The organism is Pseudoalteromonas sp. NSLLW24, assembly GCF_015864725.1.
GTDB lineage: Bacteria > Pseudomonadota > Gammaproteobacteria > Enterobacterales > Alteromonadaceae > Pseudoalteromonas > Pseudoalteromonas arctica.
The window spans coordinates 99686-121692 of record NZ_JADYWQ010000014.1 but is presented as its reverse complement, the minus strand read 5'-3'; the positions used below and the strand labels follow the sequence as shown (position 1 = coordinate 121692).

Annotated in this window: 19 protein-coding genes; 8 read left to right on the top strand and 11 right to left on the bottom strand. The window is 40.8% G+C overall.

Going from position 1 to position 22007, the window contains the following annotated elements; genetic code table 11:
• Positions 1–206: 206 nt before the first annotated feature.
• From I6E72_RS14735 to I6E72_RS14715, 5 genes are all read right to left on the bottom strand, one after another.
• Positions 207–1931, bottom strand: a complete 1725-nt coding sequence (locus I6E72_RS14735) for a proline--tRNA ligase (protein ID WP_007586812.1) — start codon at positions 1929–1931, stop codon at positions 207–209.
• A gap of 89 nt (positions 1932–2020) precedes the next feature.
• Entirely contained in the window at positions 2021–2725 is a 705-nt protein-coding gene (gene tsaA, locus I6E72_RS14730) for a tRNA (N6-threonylcarbamoyladenosine(37)-N6)-methyltransferase TrmO (protein WP_197103010.1), read from the bottom strand.
• Between the two features lie 412 nt (positions 2726–3137).
• The gene (locus I6E72_RS14725) at positions 3138–3707 is read right to left on the bottom strand and encodes an outer membrane beta-barrel protein (RefSeq protein ID WP_007586810.1); all 570 of its coding nucleotides are present in this window, start codon (positions 3705–3707) and stop codon (positions 3138–3140) included.
• 259 nt (positions 3708–3966) lie between these two features.
• Positions 3967–4431, bottom strand: coding sequence for an acyl-CoA thioesterase (locus tag I6E72_RS14720; protein WP_007586808.1), 465 nt, complete (start codon positions 4429–4431; stop codon positions 3967–3969).
• Positions 4432–4563: 132 nt separating this feature from the next.
• Positions 4564–6210, bottom strand: a complete 1647-nt coding sequence (locus I6E72_RS14715; protein ID WP_197103013.1) for an electron transfer flavoprotein-ubiquinone oxidoreductase — start codon at positions 6208–6210, stop codon at positions 4564–4566.
• 221 nt (positions 6211–6431) lie between these two features.
• On the opposite strand from I6E72_RS14715, the gene I6E72_RS14710 reads away from it, so the two are divergent.
• Positions 6432–7181, top strand: a complete 750-nt coding sequence (locus I6E72_RS14710) for an electron transfer flavoprotein subunit beta/FixA family protein (RefSeq protein WP_197103015.1) — start codon at positions 6432–6434, stop codon at positions 7179–7181.
• Positions 7182–8114, top strand: coding sequence for an electron transfer flavoprotein subunit alpha/FixB family protein (locus I6E72_RS14705; protein WP_197103017.1), 933 nt, complete (start codon positions 7182–7184; stop codon positions 8112–8114).
• Positions 8115–8254: 140 nt separating this feature from the next.
• On the opposite strand, the gene asnS is transcribed toward I6E72_RS14705, so the two are convergent.
• On the bottom strand, positions 8255–9652 hold the full coding sequence (gene asnS / locus I6E72_RS14700; protein WP_010552735.1) for an asparagine--tRNA ligase: 1398 nt from the start codon (positions 9650–9652) through the stop codon (positions 8255–8257).
• A 297-nt stretch (positions 9653–9949) separates the two neighbouring features.
• Between asnS and I6E72_RS14695 the strand changes: the two genes are divergently transcribed.
• Complete coding sequence (locus tag I6E72_RS14695; protein ID WP_007586798.1) at positions 9950–10384, top strand: ATP-binding protein; 435 nt, start codon at positions 9950–9952, stop codon at positions 10382–10384.
• Positions 10385–10474: 90 nt separating this feature from the next.
• Here I6E72_RS14695 and I6E72_RS14690 read toward each other — a convergent pair whose 3' ends face one another.
• The 5 genes from I6E72_RS14690 to bioA all read right to left on the bottom strand — a co-directional run bounded on the left by I6E72_RS14690 (position 10475) and on the right by bioA (position 16331).
• Positions 10475–11491 carry an ABC transporter ATP-binding protein gene (locus tag I6E72_RS14690; protein WP_197103020.1) on the bottom strand — a complete coding sequence of 339 codons (1017 nt, stop codon included), beginning with the start codon at positions 11489–11491 and terminating at the stop codon, positions 10475–10477.
• 14 nt (positions 11492–11505) lie between these two features.
• The gene (locus I6E72_RS14685; protein WP_197112880.1) at positions 11506–13005 is read right to left on the bottom strand and encodes an ABC transporter permease; all 1500 of its coding nucleotides are present in this window, start codon (positions 13003–13005) and stop codon (positions 11506–11508) included.
• Positions 13005–14045 (bottom strand): extracellular solute-binding protein, encoded by a 1041-nt coding sequence (locus tag I6E72_RS14680; RefSeq protein ID WP_010552741.1) that lies wholly within the window; start codon positions 14043–14045, stop codon positions 13005–13007. The genes I6E72_RS14685 and I6E72_RS14680 overlap by 1 nt, the downstream gene beginning before the upstream one ends.
• A complete protein-coding gene (locus I6E72_RS14675; protein ID WP_007586790.1) occupies positions 14046–14858 on the bottom strand; it encodes a hypothetical protein in 813 nt (270 codons plus the stop codon).
• Between the two features lie 171 nt (positions 14859–15029).
• On the bottom strand, positions 15030–16331 hold the full coding sequence (gene bioA, locus I6E72_RS14670) for an adenosylmethionine--8-amino-7-oxononanoate transaminase (RefSeq protein ID WP_197112878.1): 1302 nt from the start codon (positions 16329–16331) through the stop codon (positions 15030–15032).
• 93 nt (positions 16332–16424) lie between these two features.
• Between bioA and bioB the strand changes: the two genes are divergently transcribed.
• The 5 genes from bioB (at position 16425) to I6E72_RS14645 (ending at position 21914) form a co-directional block, all read left to right on the top strand.
• Positions 16425–17465 carry a biotin synthase BioB gene (gene bioB / locus I6E72_RS14665; RefSeq protein WP_166419596.1) on the top strand — a complete coding sequence of 347 codons (1041 nt, stop codon included), beginning with the start codon at positions 16425–16427 and terminating at the stop codon, positions 17463–17465.
• Positions 17466–17477: 12 nt separating this feature from the next.
• On the top strand, positions 17478–18629 hold the full coding sequence (locus tag I6E72_RS14660; RefSeq protein WP_197112876.1) for an aminotransferase class I/II-fold pyridoxal phosphate-dependent enzyme: 1152 nt from the start codon (positions 17478–17480) through the stop codon (positions 18627–18629).
• On the top strand, positions 18626–19489 hold the full coding sequence (locus I6E72_RS14655; RefSeq protein WP_197112874.1) for a methyltransferase domain-containing protein: 864 nt from the start codon (positions 18626–18628) through the stop codon (positions 19487–19489). The genes I6E72_RS14660 and I6E72_RS14655 overlap by 4 nt, the downstream gene beginning before the upstream one ends.
• Before the next feature lie 28 nt (positions 19490–19517).
• Complete coding sequence (gene bioD, locus I6E72_RS14650) at positions 19518–20201, top strand: dethiobiotin synthase (protein ID WP_197112872.1); 684 nt, start codon at positions 19518–19520, stop codon at positions 20199–20201.
• A gap of 129 nt (positions 20202–20330) precedes the next feature.
• Complete coding sequence (locus I6E72_RS14645; protein WP_197112870.1) at positions 20331–21914, top strand: FAD-dependent oxidoreductase; 1584 nt, start codon at positions 20331–20333, stop codon at positions 21912–21914.
• The last annotated feature ends 93 nt before the right edge of the window (positions 21915–22007 follow it).

Below are 22007 nucleotides of genomic sequence, written 5' to 3'. Positions count from 1 at the left end.
TCTCCCTTTGATTATTGTAACCACTTTAATCATGGCACATAGATGCCGTATAGGGAGGAGACCATTACATCAGGTTAAATACTTTAGGGAATAAAAATGACAATTATACGACAGTAATACTAAAGCCAAATAACACACATAAAATTTAGGTATAAAAAAACCGCTTTTAAAAAGCGGTTTTAAAATTACTTATAAGTATTTTTAGCTTAACCTTTAACGGCTGCTTTAATTGCATCAATTGCTGTATCGATATCAATCATTAGCTTTTCACCTGTACGGCGGTTTTTAAGCTCAACTTTGTTTTCGTCAAGGTTACGCTCACCAATTACTAGCGTAAATGGCACACCAATGAGTTCCATATCGTTAAACATAACACCAGGGCGCTCTTTACGGTCATCAAATAACACATCAAGACCAGCATCTTTTAAACCTTGGTAAAGGTTATTTGCAATATCAGGAATACGATGCGATTTGTGCATGTTCATTGGAACAATTGCTAAATCGAATGGCGCGATTGATTTTGGCCAAATGATCCCGTATTGATCGTTGTTCTGCTCAATAGCAGCAGCAACAATACGTGAAACACCAATACCGTAACAACCCATAGTCATGGTTTGGTTTTTACCACCTTCGTTTAATACACCCGCTTTCATCGCTTCTGAGTATTTAGTGCCAAGTTGGAAAATATGACCTACCTCAATACCACGTTTAATTTGTAAAACGCCTTGGCCACATGGGCTCATATCGCCTTCAACAATATTACGAATATCAGCAACTTCGTAATCAGTTACGTCACGATCCCAGTTAATACCGCTGTAATGCTCATCGTCTTTATTTGCACCGGCAACAAAATCAGCAAGTATGTTAGCTGCTCTATCAACAATAATAGGCATAGATAAGCCGACAGGGCCTAATGAGCCAGGTTTTGCGCCAATAGCAGCAACAATATCTGTCTCTGTTGCCATTTCAAGCGGAGAGTCTACTAATGGGTGCTTTTCAGCTTTTAGTTCATTTAATTCGTGATCGCCACGCAGTACTAAGGCTACTAAACCGCGTACTTCGTTTTCATCAGGCGTACCATAAACAATTAACGTTTTAACACCTCGATGTGGCTTAACACCGTAGTGTTTTTTAAGCTCGTTAATCGTTTTAGCGTCAGGAGTTGGAAACGCTTTAAGCTCTTTTGATGCTTCAGGGCGAGGCTCGCTTGGTGCCAGTGCTTCTGCTTTTTCAATATTAGCGGCGTAATCACTGCCATCACTAAATGCAATTGCATCTTCGCCCGACTCAGCAAGTACATGAAACTCGTGCGATACGCTACCACCAATAGAGCCTGTATCGGCTATAACAGGGCGGTAATCAAGGCCTAAACGCTCAAAAATATTACAATATGCTTTGTGCATCGCTTGATAAGTCGCATCTAAACACTCTTCACTTAAGTGAAAAGAGTAGGCATCTTTCATTGTAAATTCACGAGCACGCATTACACCAAAACGAGGACGACGTTCGTCGCGTACTTTAGTTTGTACTTGGTATAAAGTAACTGGTAATTGCTTGTAGCTGCTTATTTCTTTACGTACGAAATCAGTTATTACTTCTTCGTGTGTTGGGCCAAGTGCAAATGTACGGTTATGACGGTCTGTAAAGCGCATAAGCTCAGGACCAAATTCATTCCAACGGCCAGACTCTTCCCACAAATCAGCAGGTTGAATAACAGGCATTAGCATTTCAATTGCACCCGCTTTGTCCATCTCTTCACGTACAATGTTTTCTACTTTACGTAGCACGCGTAAACCAGAGGGTAACCAAGTGTATAAACCCGAAGCGACGCGACGGATCATACCGGCTCTAAGCATTAACTGATGCGATACGATTTCAGCATCTGATGGCGTTTCTTTAAGTGTTGCGAGTATATATTGGCTTGTACGCATGTTTTTTCCGAAATAGAGTAATTATATTCTTTTAATAGAGCTTAAGTTTACCAGCGGATGCTTTTACACTAAAGCGCTAAGTGAGTTATTTAGTTTTTTTCTATGCTTGTTACTAAGTTATGTGCATCATTAACCTGCCAGCGAATATTAAAGTCATAGAGAGTCATCCCGTAGCTTTGCATTTCTTCTTTTTGTTTTTTATAAGCAGGGCGAGGATCTTGTTTTAAAACATTGGCTATAAAATCATGTAAGTCTGGGTATTGTGTTTGGGCATTAACAAACTCAATTGCCTGAGGGCTAAATTCAACCGTCATTTGTGTTTCAGGGCGCGTGTCAGCAAAACCAGCACTTGCATCCGGCATAGAGTCTGAATACGGCAAATACGGTTTTATGTCAATAATCGGTGTGCCATCAAGTAAATCAATACCAGCGAGTAATAAGCTAAGTTGTCCGTTTTTATATTCAATACCTTCAAGTTTTACGGCGCTCATTCCAATTGCGTTTGGTCTGAATGTAGCACGGGTCGCAAATACACCTTTTCGCTCATTGCCACCCAAACGAGGCGGGCGCACCATAGCAGAATAACCTTTATCAGCCGTTTCATGAAAACGAAATAACAACCAAATATGAGTAAATTCATCTAAACCACGTACAAACTCTTCGCGATTAAAATCGGGGGCAAATATAAGCTTTGCTTTAGCTTGTGGCACTAAACGTGGTTGCCTAGGTATAGCAAACTTTTGTTTATAAGGAGATTGAATGTGGCCAATAGCCGAAATGGTGTAATCGCTCATAGTACTCGGGTACAAATAAAATAGAGCGCTATTCTACCCGCATTTAGCATTTATGGCATTAATGTAAGCAAGTTTATTGCGTATACCAATTTTATTAAAAATATGATTATTCTACTGCATTAAATAGCGCACTTACTTTGTTAAGAATTATTCACAGTTGACTGCATGGATGCAGGAGGTAGAGCAATGCAGGGAGCAATTTGTGATAACAACTATATATTATAATTTTGCCTTGTTATTGCGCTATTTTCTTAGTGCTACAATAGAACAATTATTTAATGCACTTGGCATTATAGACCAAACGGTTTAAAGTTTTTATTAGACTGATTGGTTTATATTGATATATTTAAAAAGAGCCTAAAACAAAAAAGGTAAGCCCTTGGGCTTACCTTTTATACATGCTAAAGACTAATTAAAACATGTATTGAACTGATACAGACGCTACATCCATATCTGGGTCAATATCGTCATCAAGTTTATAACGCTCATACTCTAAACGAAATTGTACATTTGTTGTAAGCGCGTATTCAATACCCGCACCATAAAATGCATCACCACCATCTGTAGACGCTGATACGCCACCTACTGGTAAATCTTGTGTGTAATCTGCATCCCATTCAAGCCAACCGCCTTTTGCATACACAGAAAAGCTTTCTGTTATAGGGTAGCCCAAACGTGCGGCAAGCGATACGCCATCAATTTCAGCTTTGCTGTCTATATCACTTACTTCATCAAAGTTTTGATAAGCAAGCTCTAAGCTTAAGTACTCGTTAAATTGTGCACCAACGTAACCCTTAAGCATTTGTGCATCGTCGTCAAAGTCAGTGTCGTTGTCACTGTCTTCAAATTCAAAAGAATATTGACCGTAACCGATACCAGTATAAATACGTGGAGAATCGAAATCAGAAATGTCAGCGTGTGCTGCAGAGTTAAAACCCAGTGTTGCTAGTGCAATAGCTGAAAGAGAAAGTGTTTTAATCATTGAATAGCTCCTTTACAAAAAATAATCAAATGCTTGATTTCATTAATCAAACTTCAATTATCTACTTGCAGCGAGCGTGCCAATATTAAAATGAATTAAAAACACGCCTTAATTAATTCTTTTGTATTGGTTTTTACGGCGTTTAGCGTGTTTTATAATCAAAGTGAACTTTTGTGTAATTGAGTACTCTAAAATAAGTTGTATGTTTTACAAAGTATAATGAGTTTTTTACATAGCCTGACTTTATTTAAACTAGTAATTACACTGTATGAAGCAAGTTTTCTGTTTCAATTGCTATTTCTTTCATTTTTATAGCGTAATTTTCTAATTTAATATCTTCTTCTGTTACAGCTTTAAACGAAGGCACTTCTATTGGGTAGCCCGTTTCATCCATTGCAATAAAGCTGATAACACAATGATTTGTTTCAACCATATTTTGTGTTTTAGGATCGCCACAACGTACTTGTATAAATATTTGCATGCTACTTCTACCCGTATGGGCAATTTTAGCTTCTACTTCGACTATTTGACCTACTAGAATTGGGCGTCTAAATTTAACACCCGCAACCGAAACCGTTACGCAGTAGTGACCACTCCAACCCGCAGCACATGCATAGCCTGCTTGGTCAATCCATTTCATGACGGCCCCACCATGAACTTTACCACCAAAATTAACATCGGTAGGCTCTGCTAAAAAACGAAAAACAACTTTTGACGACGGCATAGATAACACTCTTATTATTAAAACTACTATTAGCATAACGTAAAAAAGGGGCCGAAGCCCCTGCAATTTAGGATATGTTTATAATTTATATGTAAAAAAAGTGATTATATGTGTATATAACGCATAATTTAGTTACATATTAGGGTAGTTTGGCCCACCAGCACCTTCTGGGGTTACCCAGGTAATGTTTTGGCTTGGGTCTTTAATATCGCAGGTTTTACAGTGCACACAGTTTTGGGCGTTAATAACAAACTCTTTATTGCCTGCTATTTCTTGTACTTCGTAAACGCCTGCTGGGCAATAACGTTGTGCGGGTTCATCAAATTTAACTAGGTTTACGTTAATAGGAATTGACGCATCTTTGAGCTTTAGATGACAAGGCTGTGATTCTTCGTGGTTAGTATTTGATAAAAACACACTTGAGAGTTTATCAAAGCTAAGGTGTCCATCTGGCTTTGGGTACGCTATTTTGTCAGCGGCGTTAGCATCAACAAGGGTTGAATGATCGGGCGTATTATCTTTAAACGTAAAGGGCAAACCACCATTAAAAATGTTTTGATCAAGCGTGTTATACGCACCCCCTATAAACTTACCGAGTTTGTGCATTGCAGGGCCAAAGTTACGAGATTGATATAACTCTTTATATGCCCACGATTGCTCAAACGCAGTTTGATAATGAGTTAAATCGGTATTTGCCAACTCATTTTGCAATGCTTCAAAAATAACTTCAGCGGCAACCATTCCCGATTTCATTGCAGTGTGATTACCTTTAATTTTTGCAAAATTAAGTGTGCCTGCATCGCACCCTACAAGTAAGCCACCTGCAAAATGCATTTTTGGTAATGAATGCAAACCGCCCTTAGCAATAGCACGCGCACCGTAAGCAACACGTTCAGCGCCTTCAAGTACGTTTTTAAATACTGGATGGTGCTTCATTCGCTGAAACTCATCGAACGGGCTTAAATATGGGTTTGAGTAATTTAAATCAACAATTAAACCCACAACAACTTGGTTGTTTTCACTGTGATACATAAATGCACCACCGTTAGTATCGCCGCTAAGTGGCCAACCCGTACCATGAACAACTTTGCCAAGCTCATGCTTACTTTCATCAATTTGCCAAATTTCTTTAAAGCCTAAACCGTAATGCTGTGGCGATGAATCTGCATCAAGTGCAAACTCATTAATTAGCTGCTTACCTAAATGACCTCGGCAGCCTTCTGCAAATATAGTGTATTTTGCACGAAGCTCCATGCCAGGCATGTAACCGTCTTTTTCATTACCGTCTTTGTCGACACCCATATCGCCAGTAAGAATGCCTTTTACTGCTTTATCTTCAATTATTAAAGAGTGTGCGCTAAATCCTGGAAAAATCTCTACGCCTAAGCTTTCAGCTTGCTCAGCAAGCCATCGACATACATTACCCATAGATACAATGTAGTTACCGTAATTATGAAATGTTTTTGGCGTAGCAAAGTGGGGGATTGATGTCGCTTTTTGCTCATTATTAAACCAATAAATTTCATCGTTAGTTACTTTGGTTGTAACCGGTGCACCAAGCTCTTGCCAATTTGGTAGTAGTTCATCCAAAGCTTTGGTTTCAAAAACCGCGCCAGAGAGTACATGTGCACCCACTTCAGACCCTTTTTCGACGACGCAGATCATGCACTCTTGTTGTTTTTCTTGTGCTAATTGCGCGAGTTTAATTGCACTTGAAAGCCCTGCAGGGCCTGCACCAACAATAACTACATCAAATTCCATGGTTTCACGTTCGACCATAATAACCTCTTTATCTATGACGGACTTATTTGAATGTTTACTACACATTTAAATAAGGTGTACAGCCTATTACTAACCTTGCAAATTAAACGTTACAGACTGTGAATAGTTAAAGGTTATTTTAGGTTGACGTTTACGTCAACAGGAAGTAGTCTAATTTCATAAAATAAATAGGTTGACGTGCACGTTACCTTGTAGGTTTAAATAATTATGGAGTTCCTATGAAAGTTCTCGTACCAATAAAAAGAGTGATTGATTACAACGTAAAAGCACGCGTTAAAAGTGATAAAAGCGACGTTGATTTAACTAACGTAAAAATGGCAATGAATCCGTTTTGTGAAATTGCCATAGAAGAAGCAATCCGCCTTAAAGAAGCAGGTACGGCAAGCGAAGTTATTGCTGTTACTATTGGTCCAAAAGCATCGCAAGAGCAATTACGCACTGCATTAGCACTTGGCGCCGACAAAGCCATTCACATCGAAACCGATGAAAAGCTCGAGTCACTTCATATTGCAAAACTTCTTGCCAAAATTGTAGAACAAGAAGCACCAGAGCTGGTTATTTTGGGTAAACAGTCAATTGACTCCGATAACAACCAAACAGGTCAAATGTTAGCGGCTTTAACTAAACGTGGCCAAGGTACGTTTGCATCAAAGGTTGTTATTGAAAATGGCAAAGTAAACGTAACCCGTGAAGTTGATGGCGGCCTGCAAACGGTAGCACTTAACTTACCAGCGGTTGTTACAACTGATTTACGCTTAAACGAGCCCCGTTATGCATCACTACCAAATATTATGAAAGCCAAACGTAAGCCGCTTGAAGTAATAGCTGCTGATTCGCTTGGTGTTGATTTAACACCGCGCATTCAATTAGTAAGTGTAGAAGAGCCAGCTAAACGCACCGCAGGAATTATTGTTGAAGACGTAGCACAGCTTGTAGAAAAATTAAAAACAGAGGCAAAGGTGATTTAAATGAAAACACTCGTAATTGCAGAGCACGACAACGGTGCCTTAAAACCAGAAACCTCAAAAACAATTAACGCCGCACTAAAAATGGGTTTTCCTGTTGATGTACTTATTGCCGGCAACAGCTTAAGTGCAATGAGCTCACAAGTTGCTAGCATTGATGGCGTAGCTAATGTTTTAGTTGCCGATAACAGCGTGTATGAGCATCAGTTAGCTGAGAGCATGACTGATTTAGTTTTATCGCTTAGCGACAGCTACAGCTACAGCCATATTGTTGCAAGTGCCACTACAACGGGCAAAAACTTTATGCCACGTGTTGCTGCGTTATTAGATGTTGCGCAAATTTCTGAAATTATCGCAGTAGTGGACGCAGACACATTTAAACGTCCTATTTATGCAGGTAATGCAATCGCAACGGTTAAGTCACTCGATAGCAAAAAAGTAATTACCGTGCGTGCAAGTAGCTTTGATTTACAAGGCGAGCAATCAGCTGCTGCTATAACAAGCATTGATACAGTGTCTGATTCGCAATTAAGTAGCTTTGTAAGTGTTGAACAAACAGAGTCTGAACGACCTGAACTTACGGCTGCCACTGTGGTTATATCGGGTGGTCGCGGTATGCAAAACGGTGAAAACTTTGCACTACTTAATGGTATTGCCGACAAATTGGGAGCAGCCATTGGTGCGTCGCGCGCAGCAGTTGACGCAGGCTTTGTACCTAACGATATGCAAGTAGGGCAAACAGGTAAAATTGTAGCGCCTAATTTATACATTGCAGTAGGGATTAGCGGTGCTATTCAGCATTTAGCCGGTATGAAAGACTCAAAAGTAATTGTCGCGATTAATAAAGACCCTGACGCACCTATTTTTCAAGTTGCAGATTACGGGTTAGTGGCTGACTTATTTGAAGTACTGCCACAGTTAGAGAGTGCTTTATAGCGCTTAATTAAGCAAAATTTATTCTGGTTGAAAGCCGTGGTGCTCTTTGAGTGCTGCGGCTTTTTTATTCGGTAAATCAAAGACACAAAAAAACCAGCCAATTGGCTGGTTTTTAGTATTTATAAACGGCTAACTTAGTATTAGTAAGTTGCGCTGCCTTTAGTACGAGGGAAGGCAATAACGTCACGTACGTTGCCCATACCTGTTACATAAGCAACTAAGCGTTCAAAGCCTAAACCAAAGCCTGAGTGCGGCACGCTACCGTATTTACGTAGATCGCGGTACCAGCTGTAATCTTCTTTGTTTAAGCCCATTTCTTCTAAGCGTGCATCAAGTACATCAAGGCGTTCTTCACGTTGTGAACCACCAATGATCTCACCAATACCTGGTGCTACAATGTCCATTGCGGCAACGGTCTTACCGTCTTCGTTTTGGCGCATGTAGAATGCTTTAATGTCACGTGGGTAGTTTTTAATAACTACCGGTGCTTTAAAGTGCTCTTCAGCTAAGTAACGCTCGTGCTCAGACTGTAAATCTACACCCCATTCAACAGCGTACTCAAACTTTTTACCACAGTTTTTAAGGATCTCTACTGCTTCAGTGTAATTTACCTGCGCGAAGTCTTTTTCTACAAATTCTTCCAAACGCGTAATTGCGGTTTTTTCTACACGTTGTGCAAAAAATTCCATGTCATCACGGCGCTCTTCAAGTACGGCTTTAAACACATACTTAAGCATATTTTCAGCAAGTTTTGCGATGTCTTCTAAATCAGCAAACGCAACTTCAGGCTCTACCATCCAAAATTCTGCAAGGTGGCGTGATGTATTTGAATTCTCTGCACGGAATGTTGGGCCAAACGTGTAAATTTTTGACATTGCAGAAGCGTAAGTTTCGCCATTTAACTGGCCAGATACAGTAAGGAATGCTTCTTTACCGAAGAAATCTTCGCTGTAATCAACTTCGCCTTTGTCTGTAAGCGGTAAGTTTTGCATATCAAGCGTAGATACACGGAACATTTCGCCAGCACCTTCACAGTCACTTGCCGTAATAATTGGCGTGCTGATCCAGTAAAAGCCTTGCTCGTGGTAAAAACGGTGAATAGCTTGTGCTAAACAGTTACGTACACGAGTTACCGCGCCAATCATATTTGTACGAGGGCGAAGGTGAGCGTGCTCACGTAAGTACTCAATGCTGTGGCGCTTTGCCGACATTGGGTATGAATCTGGGTTTTCTACCCAACCTAATACAGTCACTGTATTAGCTTGAATTTCGTAAGATTGACCTTGACCAGCAGATTGTACTAAAACACCAGTAACCGACACAGAACAACCGGCTGTTAAGCTAGTAACTTCATCATAATTATTCAGTGAATTAGGAACTACCGCTTGAATAGGATCAAAACACGAACCGTCATGAACGGCTAAAAATGAAATTCCTGCTTTTGAATCGCGGCGAGTACGGATCCAGCCCTTAATTGTTACTTGGCTGTCTACCGCAACATTGCCTTTTAATAGCTCTGAAATCGCTAAATGGCTCATCTTCACTCCAATGATATAAGTTGCCTAACTATTTTATTTTAACTGTGCGCAGCACTCGGGCATAAATTGCACATAAACGGCGCTGCACTTGAACCCTGTATCTTACCTAGTAAAGTTGAATAAAAAAACTATTGTGGGCAACTCTTTAAAAGTTTTTATGCATGCGGTTTATTTTTAAACAGTTTTTAGAGTTTAATTGCCACTATTATGATTTGTTGCTCTTAAATTTAATGATTTTGTGGCATTATTAACAAACAAATCAAATTAATATTTATTCACACTTAAAAAATCGATGCTATGAAACAAGTTTTTATTTTACGAGGACTACCAGGAAGCGGTAAGTCTTACTACGCGCAAAGCCTTGCTGACGAATTAGGTGGAGTTGACGAAAGCCAATACCTAATCTGCTCAACTGATGATTACTTTATTAATGAGCAGGGCGAATATCATTTCGATAAATTTAAATTGTCGCAATTTCATAATTTAAATTTAGCGCGCTTTATAAATGCACTTGCTCAAGGTATGCCATTGGTAATTGTAGATAACACCAATATTAAAAAGTGGGAATTTATAGCTTACACTCAAGCTGCTGTTGCTTTAGGTTATCAAGTAAAAGAAGTGATAGTGGGTGAAGTGAAAGACAAATCAATGCAGCACTTATATGCTAAACGTAACTCGCATAATGTCCCGCTTAAAACAATAAGCAAAATGGCCTACATGTTTGAGTGGTAGTGCTTCGAGTTTAGTTAGTAACATACATAGTAATACCTATTAAAAAGCCCATATATATGGGCTTTTTGGTTTATGTAAATAAAAAAGTAGTTAAGCTTTTTGTTTATAAACCGCTAATGGGTGCGATGTGCTTAATGAAACATGTACTTCGTCGCCAGGGTTTACCACAACTTCATGGCTTACTCGGCTAGTTACAACCGTAGAGCACGCAAGTTTTACAGCGCACAAGCGGCTGCCACCTTCAAAACGTACCCAAATAACTTCGCCGTTATTGCCAACACTGCTTTGAACGAGTAATACATCGTCTGGTCGAAGTAGTACATCAACGTCGCCACTTTCACAGTCAACGCCATGAGCAGGAGCATTACCAATTGAAGTAGTGGCTTGTCCGTTCTCAAAGTTGCCTGCAATAAAGCTGGCTTCACCTAAAAAGCGTGCCACAAAGCGATTATTTGGGGTACTAAAGCAGCGCTCGGGTGTATCGATTTGCTGAATTTTACCGCCTTTAAGCACACCAACACGATCGCCAACTGAGAGTGCTTCTTCTTGGTCGTGTGTTACCCAAATCGCCGGTACGCCAGCTGCTTTAAGTGCGTTTCTAATATCCCAACGAAGCATGTCTTTAAGGGCGGCATCTAAGTTTGAAAGCGGCTCATCAAGCAATACAAAATCAGGTTGGTGGGCAAGGGTGCGCGCAAGTGCAACACGTTGCTTTTGTCCGCCAGAAAGCGTTGCTGGTTTTTTATCTCTAAAATCGCTCAGTCCAAGTAGGTTTATCCAATACTCAGCAGGGGCTGTATCTTTTAATCTAAAGCAAATGTTTTGCTGTACGGTTAAGTGCGGAAATAACGCAAAATCTTGAAAAACCATACCTACACTGCGTTTTTCAGGAGGTATTGTTAATTTGGGTGTAGCGCGCCATTTACCTGTGTTTATTTCGCCTTCGCTAATAGGTATAAGGCCAGCAAGGGCTTGTAAAATTGTACTTTTACCACAACCTGTTGGCCCTACAAGCATAAGGATTTCGTTTTCACCCAGCGATAAGTTTAAATCGCTTACTACGCGGTTACTGCCATAATCTATAGACAACTGACTTACAGATAGCATTGTTTCTTAAATCCTTAATGTTCAAACTGGTTGCGTTTTTCGCCAGACATCATAATAGCTAACCCGCAGGCAGATATCACTACTAACAATAATCCAGGAATAGCAGCGCGACCAAAATAGCCCGCTTCGTATACACGCCATAAATATGTAGAGAGGGTTTCAAACCCTGTTGGGCCAAGTAGTAGTGTGGCTTCGAGTTCGCGCATTGACTCTAAAAACACCAGTGCTGCACCGGCAATAATACCGCGCATAGTTAAAGGCAGTGTTATACGAGTAAATACTTCACGTGGGCTTGCCCCTAATACGCGCGCAGACTTTACTAAGCTTGGATCTAAGTGTTCGGTGCTTGTTCTAACAGAGCCCACAGCAAGTGGTAAAAATCGCAGCATATAAGCAATAATAAGCAATCCCAGTGTTTGATATAAAAACGGTAACTGCAAACCACCGTAAACAAGCGCTGTGCCCATTACTATACCCGGAATACCAAAACCAAAGTAAGTAACACGCTCCATTATACGACCCGCTTTTCCACTCAGTGCGGCATGCGCAACGGGGATCGCAACGATAACGGCTACAATTGCCGCAATACCCGATGCATACGTAGAGTTCCACGCAATATTAAAATCAAATGAGCTAAAACCATCACGAGCTAACCAAAGCGAAAATATAGCCAAAGGCAAGCCAATAGCGAGTAGCAAAACAGGTGCAAACGTAACAAACATTGCACTTAATTGTAATTTGCTTGGGAATAAAATTAACGGACGACCTTGGCGCTCAGGGGCTGTTTTTATTTGTGATTCAACTAAAAGTAAAAAGCCAACAATAACCATCAGTTGAAGCGAAAGCATGGCTGCGCGCCCTAACGCAAAAGCGTTGTATTCAACGTAAATTACGCGGGTAAACGTATCTAAGCGCATCATTGCGGGCGTGCCAAAGTCTGATAACGTATAAAGCGCTACTAACAAAGAGCCTGCTGCAATACCGTTAACTACGCGCGGTAATATAACTTTAAATATACTTTGCGTCATCGACATACCCAGCGTACGCGCGGCATTAACCATGCTTGCATCAAGGCTTAGTAGGGATGAGCGAGTTGTCATCATTACAAACGGGAAAGTATAAAGCGTCATCACAATTGCAGCGCCTGTTAGGCCATACATTGATGGTGTTTCTATTCCTGTTAAGGTGTTTATTTCGCCACCGGGGCCAAAAGCAGCATAAAGTGTAAACGCGCCAATATAACTGGGGATTGCCAGCGGCGCTGCAAATACAACCAGCCAGAGTTTTTTAAATGGCAAATGCACATACGCGCTAATAAACGCCAGTGGCACACCAATTAAAATAGATCCGAGTACCGTTAAACCCATTAACGATAACGTGTTACCTAAAATTTGAAGATTGTGGGTGTCAAACACTGAGCTTGCATCGCTTGCAAGCACTATTAATACATAAACAGGGGTAAGCGCAACAAGCGCTGCAAGCAGCGCCATTGGATAAGAGGCAGGTATTCTCATTACAATACGCCGCTGCTACGCATCAAATCTATAGTAGGGCGTAAATCAGCAAGCTGTGTTAAATCTACTTTAGGTGGAGAAATATTAGCAAGTGATGGTAGACCCTCAGGTTGGGTAATACCATTTACTAACGGAATTTCGTACGCTTCACTGGCTAAGTAACCTTGTACTTCTTTACTTAGTAAGTAACGCATAAAGTTAGTAGCAAGCGGATCGTCGTTAAGCGCTAATACACCCGATGCATTAACTAAACAGCCAGCATCATTTTGTGTAAATGCTAAATCAAGCTTAGCATCAGGCTTGCCTGATTTTAAACGCAATGTGTAATAATGATTAGCAAAACCAATATCAACTTCACCGCGTTCAACGCCCATAACAACACCTAATTCTCCAGCGTATGTTTTAGCACGTTTTTTTATCTTTTTAAGCCACTTAGCAGTTTTGTCGTCGCCTTCTAAAATTCGCATTGCGGTTACAAACGATTGAAAAGAAGCGTAGGCGGGCGCCCAGCCAATACTTAAATCGCTGTCGGCAATTTCCATAATACTTGTTGGAATTTGATCTTTGGTCAAACGCGACGTGTTATATGGCAATGTACGAATACGGCCAGTTACTGGAGCCCACTCTTTATATCTAAATTGTGGTTGTAACTGAGCAGATAAATCACCTGGGATAGGTTGTGCAAGGCCTGCATCGGTTACTAAACCAATCGCGCCTGAATCAACCGCCCAAAATAAATCAGCGCGGCGAACGCCGGCTTTAGCTTCTGCAACAATCGTATTTGCTAAAGCAGCAGTAGGACCTCGGCGTATACCGAGTTTAAAGTCTGGATTTTTTTTCTGGATTGCTTGCAATACGTTTTCATACAAACCACCTTCGCCTCGGCCTAAATAAAGGGTTAACTCGCCTTTAAGCTTTGGTAAATCATCAACAGAAACTGGGTTTGCTATATCAGCGGCTAGCGCACGAGAAAGAGGCAGTGGCAATGAGCCAACCACCCCTAACGCAGCTAGGCCTTGAATAAAGGTCCTACGCTTCACTTAAAATACATCCTTACGGGCTTTTTCGGCTTTTTCTATTAAAACCTTAGCACGGTCTAATTTTGTTTGCATATCACTGATCACATCGCGTACTTCATCTACGCTTTTGCTGTTTTTAATTGCTAGTGGCAGTGTTACGTTAAAGTCTTTTTCCAGCACTTCAACTAGGTTAGCGTCTTGCTCAATAAGTGTACCTTCAACGCCTTCAAACAGGTGTAGGTAAGTATCGTGAACAATTTCAGTTGCTTCGTCTTGTAAACGCTCAGCAAATTTAGCTACTACACGGTCTAATTTGTGCTTAATTTCATCAATTGTGGCACTTTGTGTCATTTCTTTTGTAGCGGTTGCTTTTACAGTGTCTAACAAGCCTTTTTGCTGGAATTTTGCAGCAAGCTTAACAGCCCCAAGGCCTTGCCACAAGGCTATGTTCATCGCTTTTTGTTGTTTACGAACTTCCTCAGCAGGCTGTTTATTATCAATGGCCATTTTTACGCCATAAAGACCCTGCCAAATAGAAGCGTATACCGGTACGAAGTTAGTTTCTATTGCGCTGTGAAACTTAACTGACTCCCAGTATTCAATTAAATCATCAGTTTTTACAGCTTTTGCGCCTTTAGTGTCGTAGTCGCTTACCATGGTATCAACTTTGCCTACCATCCATTCTACTTCTTCTGCGTAACTTTTAAGGTTAGCTTGAAGATGATTAACATGCTCGCCAATAGGGCCGTTAGCTAATACTGGTTGAGCCATAAACGCCGAGGCTAGTAAAAGGCTTGCACCTAAAGTTTTGGCTGGTTTAAATAGTAATTTCATAGCAAAGAAGTCCAAAAAGGTAATTGTAAATGATAGACATTATCATATAGCTAATAGTTAACGAGATCAATAACCACAAACTCGCTTAATAGATAAAAACACTAAATGTAGCGGTAGGTTACAGTAAATAGCGCTATAACCTGTATTAGGATTAGTTATTGAGACCGACTATTAAGCGTAATGCTTGCCTTTAATGGCATTATAAATGGCATCACACAGTGTTTTTATACTTGCATCGTCACTTATATACGGTGGCATAAGGTAAATTAGTTTACCGAATGGACGTATCCATACACCTTGCTCTACAAAATAAGCCTGAATTTTAGCAACATCAACATTGCCAGCAGCCTCGTTTAGTTCAACAACGCCTATTGCACCTAAGGTACGCACATTGGCAACCGCATCTAGTTCACTGCATTTATTAAGTTGTTGTAGCTGGGTGTTTATTTGCTTTATTCGATGTTGCCAGTTTTGCTCAAGTAATAAATCAATACTTGCGCAGGCCGCAGCACAGGCAAGCGGGTTGCCCATAAAAGTGGGGCCGTGCATTAAAACACCTGCTTCACCTTCGCTTATGCCAATGGCTATTTTATTGCTAGTGATAGTGGCCGATAGCGTCATTGAGCCGCCAGTTAATGCTTTACCAATACACATTATATCGGGCTCTATATTGGCGTGCTCTACAGCAAATAATTTACCTGTACGGCCAAAGCCTGTGGCAATTTCGTCGCAAATTAGCAATACGTTATATTGCGTACATAACTTACGCACCCAGGCTAAATAATCAGGGTGATAAAAGTTCATCCCACCCGCGTTTTGTACAATAGGCTCAATTATGAAGGCGGCAACTTGGCTGTGATTTGCTTTAAAGTATTCTTCAAGCTCTTTGGCTTCAGCTTTGTTAAACTCGCCCCTAAATTGACTAACCGGTGCAGGTACAAAAATGTGTTCAGGTAAAAAGCCTGAATATAAACTATGCATTGAGTTAACGGGATCGCATACGCTCATGGCTGCAAAGGTGTCGCCATGGTAGCCCTTGTAAGGCGTCATTAATTTTTGTTTTGTTGTAATACCTTGGCTTAACCAATACTGCAGCGCCATTTTTATTGCTACTTCAACACTTACCGATCCGCTGTCGGCTAAAAACACTTTAGTTAAACTAGGCGGCGTTATATTTACTATTTTTTTGCACAGCTCTACCGCGCTGTTATGCGTAATTCCGCCAAACATAATGTGGCTCATATTATTAATTTGCTCAATCATGGCGTTATTTATAACAGGGTGATTATAGCCATGTATTGCGCTCCACCACGAGGCCATGCCATCGATTAATTGCTCGCCAGTTTCGAGGTGAATAATGTTGTGATTTGCATGTGTAACAGGGTATACCGGAATTGGCTTAGTCATAGATGTATATGGATGCCAAATGTGCTCACGATCAAAATCAAGGTCAATCGTATTATTTTTAATCATATGTAAACTTTAACTTGATGGGCTTCGTTGACAATGTTACTTCAACTCGTAGACTAAGCCAATATCACCGTTGAGAAAAAATAAGAGAGTATTATGGAACTTGCACCTGTTCGTCACGATTGGACCCACGCTGAAGTTAAAGCATTATTTGAAATGCCATTTAACGATTTACTTTTTAAAGCCGCATCGGTTCACCGTGCTAACTTTAACCCTAATGAAGTGCAAATTTCTACGTTGTTATCAATTAAAACAGGCGCTTGCCCAGAAGATTGTAAATATTGCCCGCAGTCGGGGCACTACCGTACTGATTTAGAGCGCGAACGCTTAATAGAAGTAGAAAAAGTAGTAGAGCAAGCACGCCTAGCAAAACAAAAAGGCGCAACGCGTTTTTGTATGGGCGCAGCATGGTCAGATCCAAAAGACAGAGACATGCCATACATTTCGCAAATGGTTAAAGAAGTAAAAGAGCTAGGCCTTGAAACCTGTATGACACTGGGTAAACTCACAAACGAAAAAGCCCATGAACTTAGAGACGCAGGGCTTGATTACTACAATCACAACCTCGATACATCACCTGAATATTACGAGCAAATTATATCAACCCGCACTTTTCAAGATAGATTAAACACCATTGATCACGTACGCGATGCCGGTATGAAAGTATGTTCGGGCGGTATTGTTGGTATGGGCGAGCAAGCAAGTGACCGCTACGGGCTACTTATGCAGCTCGCTAACTTGCCACAACAGCCAGAAAGCGTGCCTATTAATATGCTTGTAAAAGTTAAAGGCACACCGCTTGAAAACATAGACGATTTAGATCACTTTGAATTTGTGCGTACCATTGCAACAGCCCGTATTATGATGCCACATAGCTATGTGCGTTTATCGGCAGGGCGTAACGCCATGAACGAGCAAATGCAGTCAATGTGCTTTTTTGCAGGCGCTAACTCAATATTTTATGGCGACAAACTTCTTACCACCGAAAACCCAGACGCTGATGCCGATATGAACCTAATTAAAAAATTAGGCATGAACCCAGAAAAGCGTCACGACTATTCAGACGAAGCAGTAGAAGCTTCGCTTTCATCGCAAGTAGCCGACAAAGCAACCTCTGAATTGTTTTACGAAGCGTAGGCTTTTATATCTATGCCTTTTGATTTTATAAACACGCATCTTGAGGCTCGCCAGCAAGATGCGTTACTTCGTAAACGCCACGTAGTGCAACATGCAACAGCGCGCACCATAACAGTTAATAACAAAACCTACCTTAACTTTGCCAGTAACGACTACTTAGGTTTTGGAGATGTGGCTGTTAATCTTAATGACTCCCACGCATTAGGTAGTCACAGCTCAGCATTAGTTACGGGTTATCAGGCGCAGCAAAAATCGCTTGAACAATACTTATGTGAGCAATTTGGTTATGGCGCAGGCATGTTGTTTAACTCAGGGTTTAGCGCTAATAGCAGCGTAATTAAAGCGTTGTTTCAAGATAAAGCCGCTGCACAAAACAGCGCTATTTTTCAAGATAAGTTAAATCATGCAAGCTTGATTGACGGGGCTATGCATTGTAACGCGGCTTTAGTGCGTTTTAATCATAACGATTTAAACCACTTACGTTCACGGCTCGAAAAATCAAAAGCGCAAAACAAGCTAATTATAAGCGAAGGCGTGTTTTCGATGGATGGCGATACCGCACCACTTAAAGAATTACTCGCACTTGCAAAACAGCACAGCGCATGGCTAATGATTGACGACGCACATGGCTTTGGCGCATTAGGTAAAACGGGTTTAGGCAGTTGCGAAGCATTTATTACACAAACACTTCCAGATATATTAGTCATTACCTTTGGTAAAGCAGTCGCCAGTAGCGGCGCATGTGTATTAGGCAGTAAACAGTTTATTGATTACATGCTGCAATTTAATCGCGATTACACGTATTCAACTGCTATGTCGCCGCTTATGGCAAGCCACACACTTGCGCGTATTAAAAACATAAAAACAGCTGATTATAAACGCGATAAGCTAAATGCCAATATTGCGTTATTTAAGCAACTCGCTAAAACTCACAATATTGCTGTAATGGAGTCAAACACCGCCATACAGCCCATTGTATTAGGCTGCGCTGAGCAAACGTTGCAAGCGGCAGATAAACTTAAACAACAAGGTATTTGGCTCACTGCAATTAGACCGCCCACGGTCGCACATAACACCTCACGTTTGCGCATTACTTTAACCGCCGCACATACCGAGCAAGATATAACGCACTTAGTTAAGCATTTAGTAGGTGCAATAGCATGATTGCTCAGCCAGTATTAAAAACAGATCTAGTGCAAACACAACTTGTAAAACCGTGCCTAGTAAGTAGCGATTTAAATAGAGAGTTAAACAAGGATTTAAGCAAGGAGCTTAAAAAGTCCACCCAAAGTAAGTTTTCAAAGGCGGCGGCGAGTTATAACGCCCATGCAAATGTACAAAAACATGCTGCGAGTGATCTATTTGCACTCATAAAACCAGGCTTTAATAAAAATATGCTTTGTGTTGATTTAGGCGCAGGCCCACTTGTTAATACGCATACCTTACAAAGTATGTTTGCAAGCGTTATTGCCATGGATTTGAGCTTAAACATGCTACAAAGTAGTGATTTAACCGCACCAAAAATATGCGCCGATATGGATAACTTACCGCTACAAGCAAACAGTGTTGATGTAATTTACAGTAATTTTGCAGTGCAGTGGTCTGCTAATTTTTCGGCTTTAATGCAATCACTTTACAGCATATTAAAACCAGGCGGGCAGGCGTACATAAGCGCTGTGGTAGAGGGCTCACTTAACGAAATAAAAACAGCCTTTGCAGCGCTTGATTCTAACAGCCACATAAATACCTTTAATAGTGAGTTGCATATAAACCAATCAGTCCAAAAAGCAGGGTTTACTATTAACAGCGCTCAAAAACGTATCTACACCGATGAATACACAACACCTTTAAAAGCTATTGCCTCAATTAAAGCTATAGGTGCAACTACGCAAAATCATACCAATACACGTCAAGGGTTACTTACCAAATCGGCGCTACAAAAAGTATGCAGTGCGTATCCGCTTATAAATAACAAAGCATGTGTGTCTTATCATGTGGTGCTGTTATCATTAGAAAAACACTAAATAAGCCCAAAGACATTAAAGGCAACGCATGAAAGAATTTTTTATAACAGGCACCGACACCGATGCCGGAAAAACCCACGTTACCAGTTTGCTATTAAAGTTACTTGCCCAACACAAAAAACAAGCCATTGGCTTTAAACCCCTTGCTGCTGGCTGCGAAATGGCGTTCGATCAACTAGTAAATGCCGATGCTCTCATACTAATGGAAAGCGCAACAGTGAGCGCTAAATACGACGTAGTAAATCCGTTTGCGTTTGCACCACCTATTGCGCCGCATATAGCCGCTGAGCAAGTTGGAGTTAGTATTACTATTGATAAACTAAGTGATGCTTATAAAGATGTAAAACAGCAGGGCGCTAATTACATACTTACTGAAGGTGCTGGTGGCTGGGCGTTACCTATTAACAATACGGAGTATTTATACGACTGGGTTAAAGCAGAGCAACTGCCGGTAATACTCGTTGTTGGTATGAAATTAGGTTGCTTAAATCATGCGTTACTAACCGCTGCGCATATGCAAAGTATGGGTATAAACTGCGTTGGCTGGATTGCAAACCAAGTTGATAAAAACATGGACGAGTATCAAGCAAACCTTGATTCACTCAAAGCACGTTTACCGTTCCCAATACTTGCTATAAGCCCATACAGCGAGCAAACTCCTAAGTTACAAATATACAAAAGCTTGCTTAGTGCATTATCTATAAACACTTAAGTGGTTTAAAAAGATTTACTTTTTTAGGTAAATCTTGAAATAGTCAGCCTTAGTACACATATAAACATTTATAAATACATAGCTTGCTTAAAGACAATGTTACTAAGTTACTAAGGACATAACGACTATATGACGCACCCATTTATTGAAAGCTACGCCCCAGATGCGCACGTAAGCGCTGAGCCAAAAGCACTAAACTATGGCTTACCTAAAAAACGCGTAGGTATAATAGGTGGAGGCACAGCTGGCGCCACAATAGCCATTAGGCTTGCTGCGTTAGGGTTAGAAACTTATGTACTTGAAAAGAAAAAGTCGTTAATTGATGGCCCTCCAATGTGCCATTTGCATGCAGGTGGCAACTTATACCGTGAAATATCCGATGAAGACTGCATAGATTTACTCAAGCAATGTATAGACATTGCGCGCCTTTATCCTCACACCATCGATGTTCGCCCCACAGTATTTGCCGTACCCAAGCGCGATGACGAAGCACCAGAGGATTTATTTCCGCGTTTAAATAAATTAGTAAAAGCCTACAGCGAGCTTGTAGAGCAAGACAGCGCTAACAAAGTATTAGGCGAGCCAGAGCATTATTATCAGTTATATAGCCGCGCACAAATGCTAAAGCTTGCTAAGCAAAAACAAGTAGCCAAGCCCACGTCGTTAGATGAGTGGATGATACCCGTGGCTAAGCATTTAGATTTAAATAAGTTAAAGTTCCCGCTCATTGCTGCACAAGAATATGGCTGGAATATATTTCGTTTATCGGCCAGTGCACAACTCGCCCTTGCACAGTACAAACACGCTCATGTTTTAACAAGCACCAGTGTTAAAAATGTATCGCCAGTTATAAATACCAATAATGATAAGCAAACACTTAAGTGGCGCATTGAATATCAATCAGAGCCAAGCCTTGATGAACAACCTGATACTCAAACCGATACACAAGCCGATACACAAACCATTGAGGTAGATTACCTTATTAATGCGTGTGGTTTTCAAACCGGTATTATTGACGACCTCGTTGGGGTAGATGTAAAACGCATGGTTGAATTTAAAGCCTCTTACATTACTCATTGGCAAGGTGCTGGTGGGCAAATACCCGAAATAATTATTTATGGAAACCGTGGTACGCCAGAGGGCATGGCGCAGCTAACCCCTTACCCTAATGGTTACTTTCAAATACATGGCATGACTAACAACATTACATTGTTTAATGATGGGTTAGCTGATGCAACGCCAATGAGCGCACAACCTAAACTTCCCAATAAATACCTGCATTATATTAAAGACGGCTGGGACAAAGCAGCGTTGCAAACACGTACCCAAACAGCAATTGATTATGTAGCCGAGTTTGTACCTGCGTTTAAAACTGCTAATAAACAAAATAATGCCTTGTTTGGCGGGCAACAAATCCCAGGTGATGACGACACTTTGCGCGTAGCCGATGTAAGTTTATATTCGCATATTAATTATGCGCGGGCCGAAAATGTTAAAGCATCGTCAACGTTAATAGCGGCAGATCAGATAGTGGGTGAGTTTATAAAGTTGGGAATAATAAGCAGCGATCCTGCTGTAAATTATCACCGCAGTACCCACCAATGGTCGTACCTTAAACATAATAGCGGCGAAAAAATTGGCGAAGTTGCACGCATATTGGCACACGAGCGTGGTTTTCCAATTGATATGGCAGAGCTAAATCATAGCTTGTAATAAGCTGATTTATAAAGAAACTTCATATTTAAATTTGCTGTAAAACTCTTCCTAAAAAAATTATCAATAAACACATAAATAACACTTGTGTTA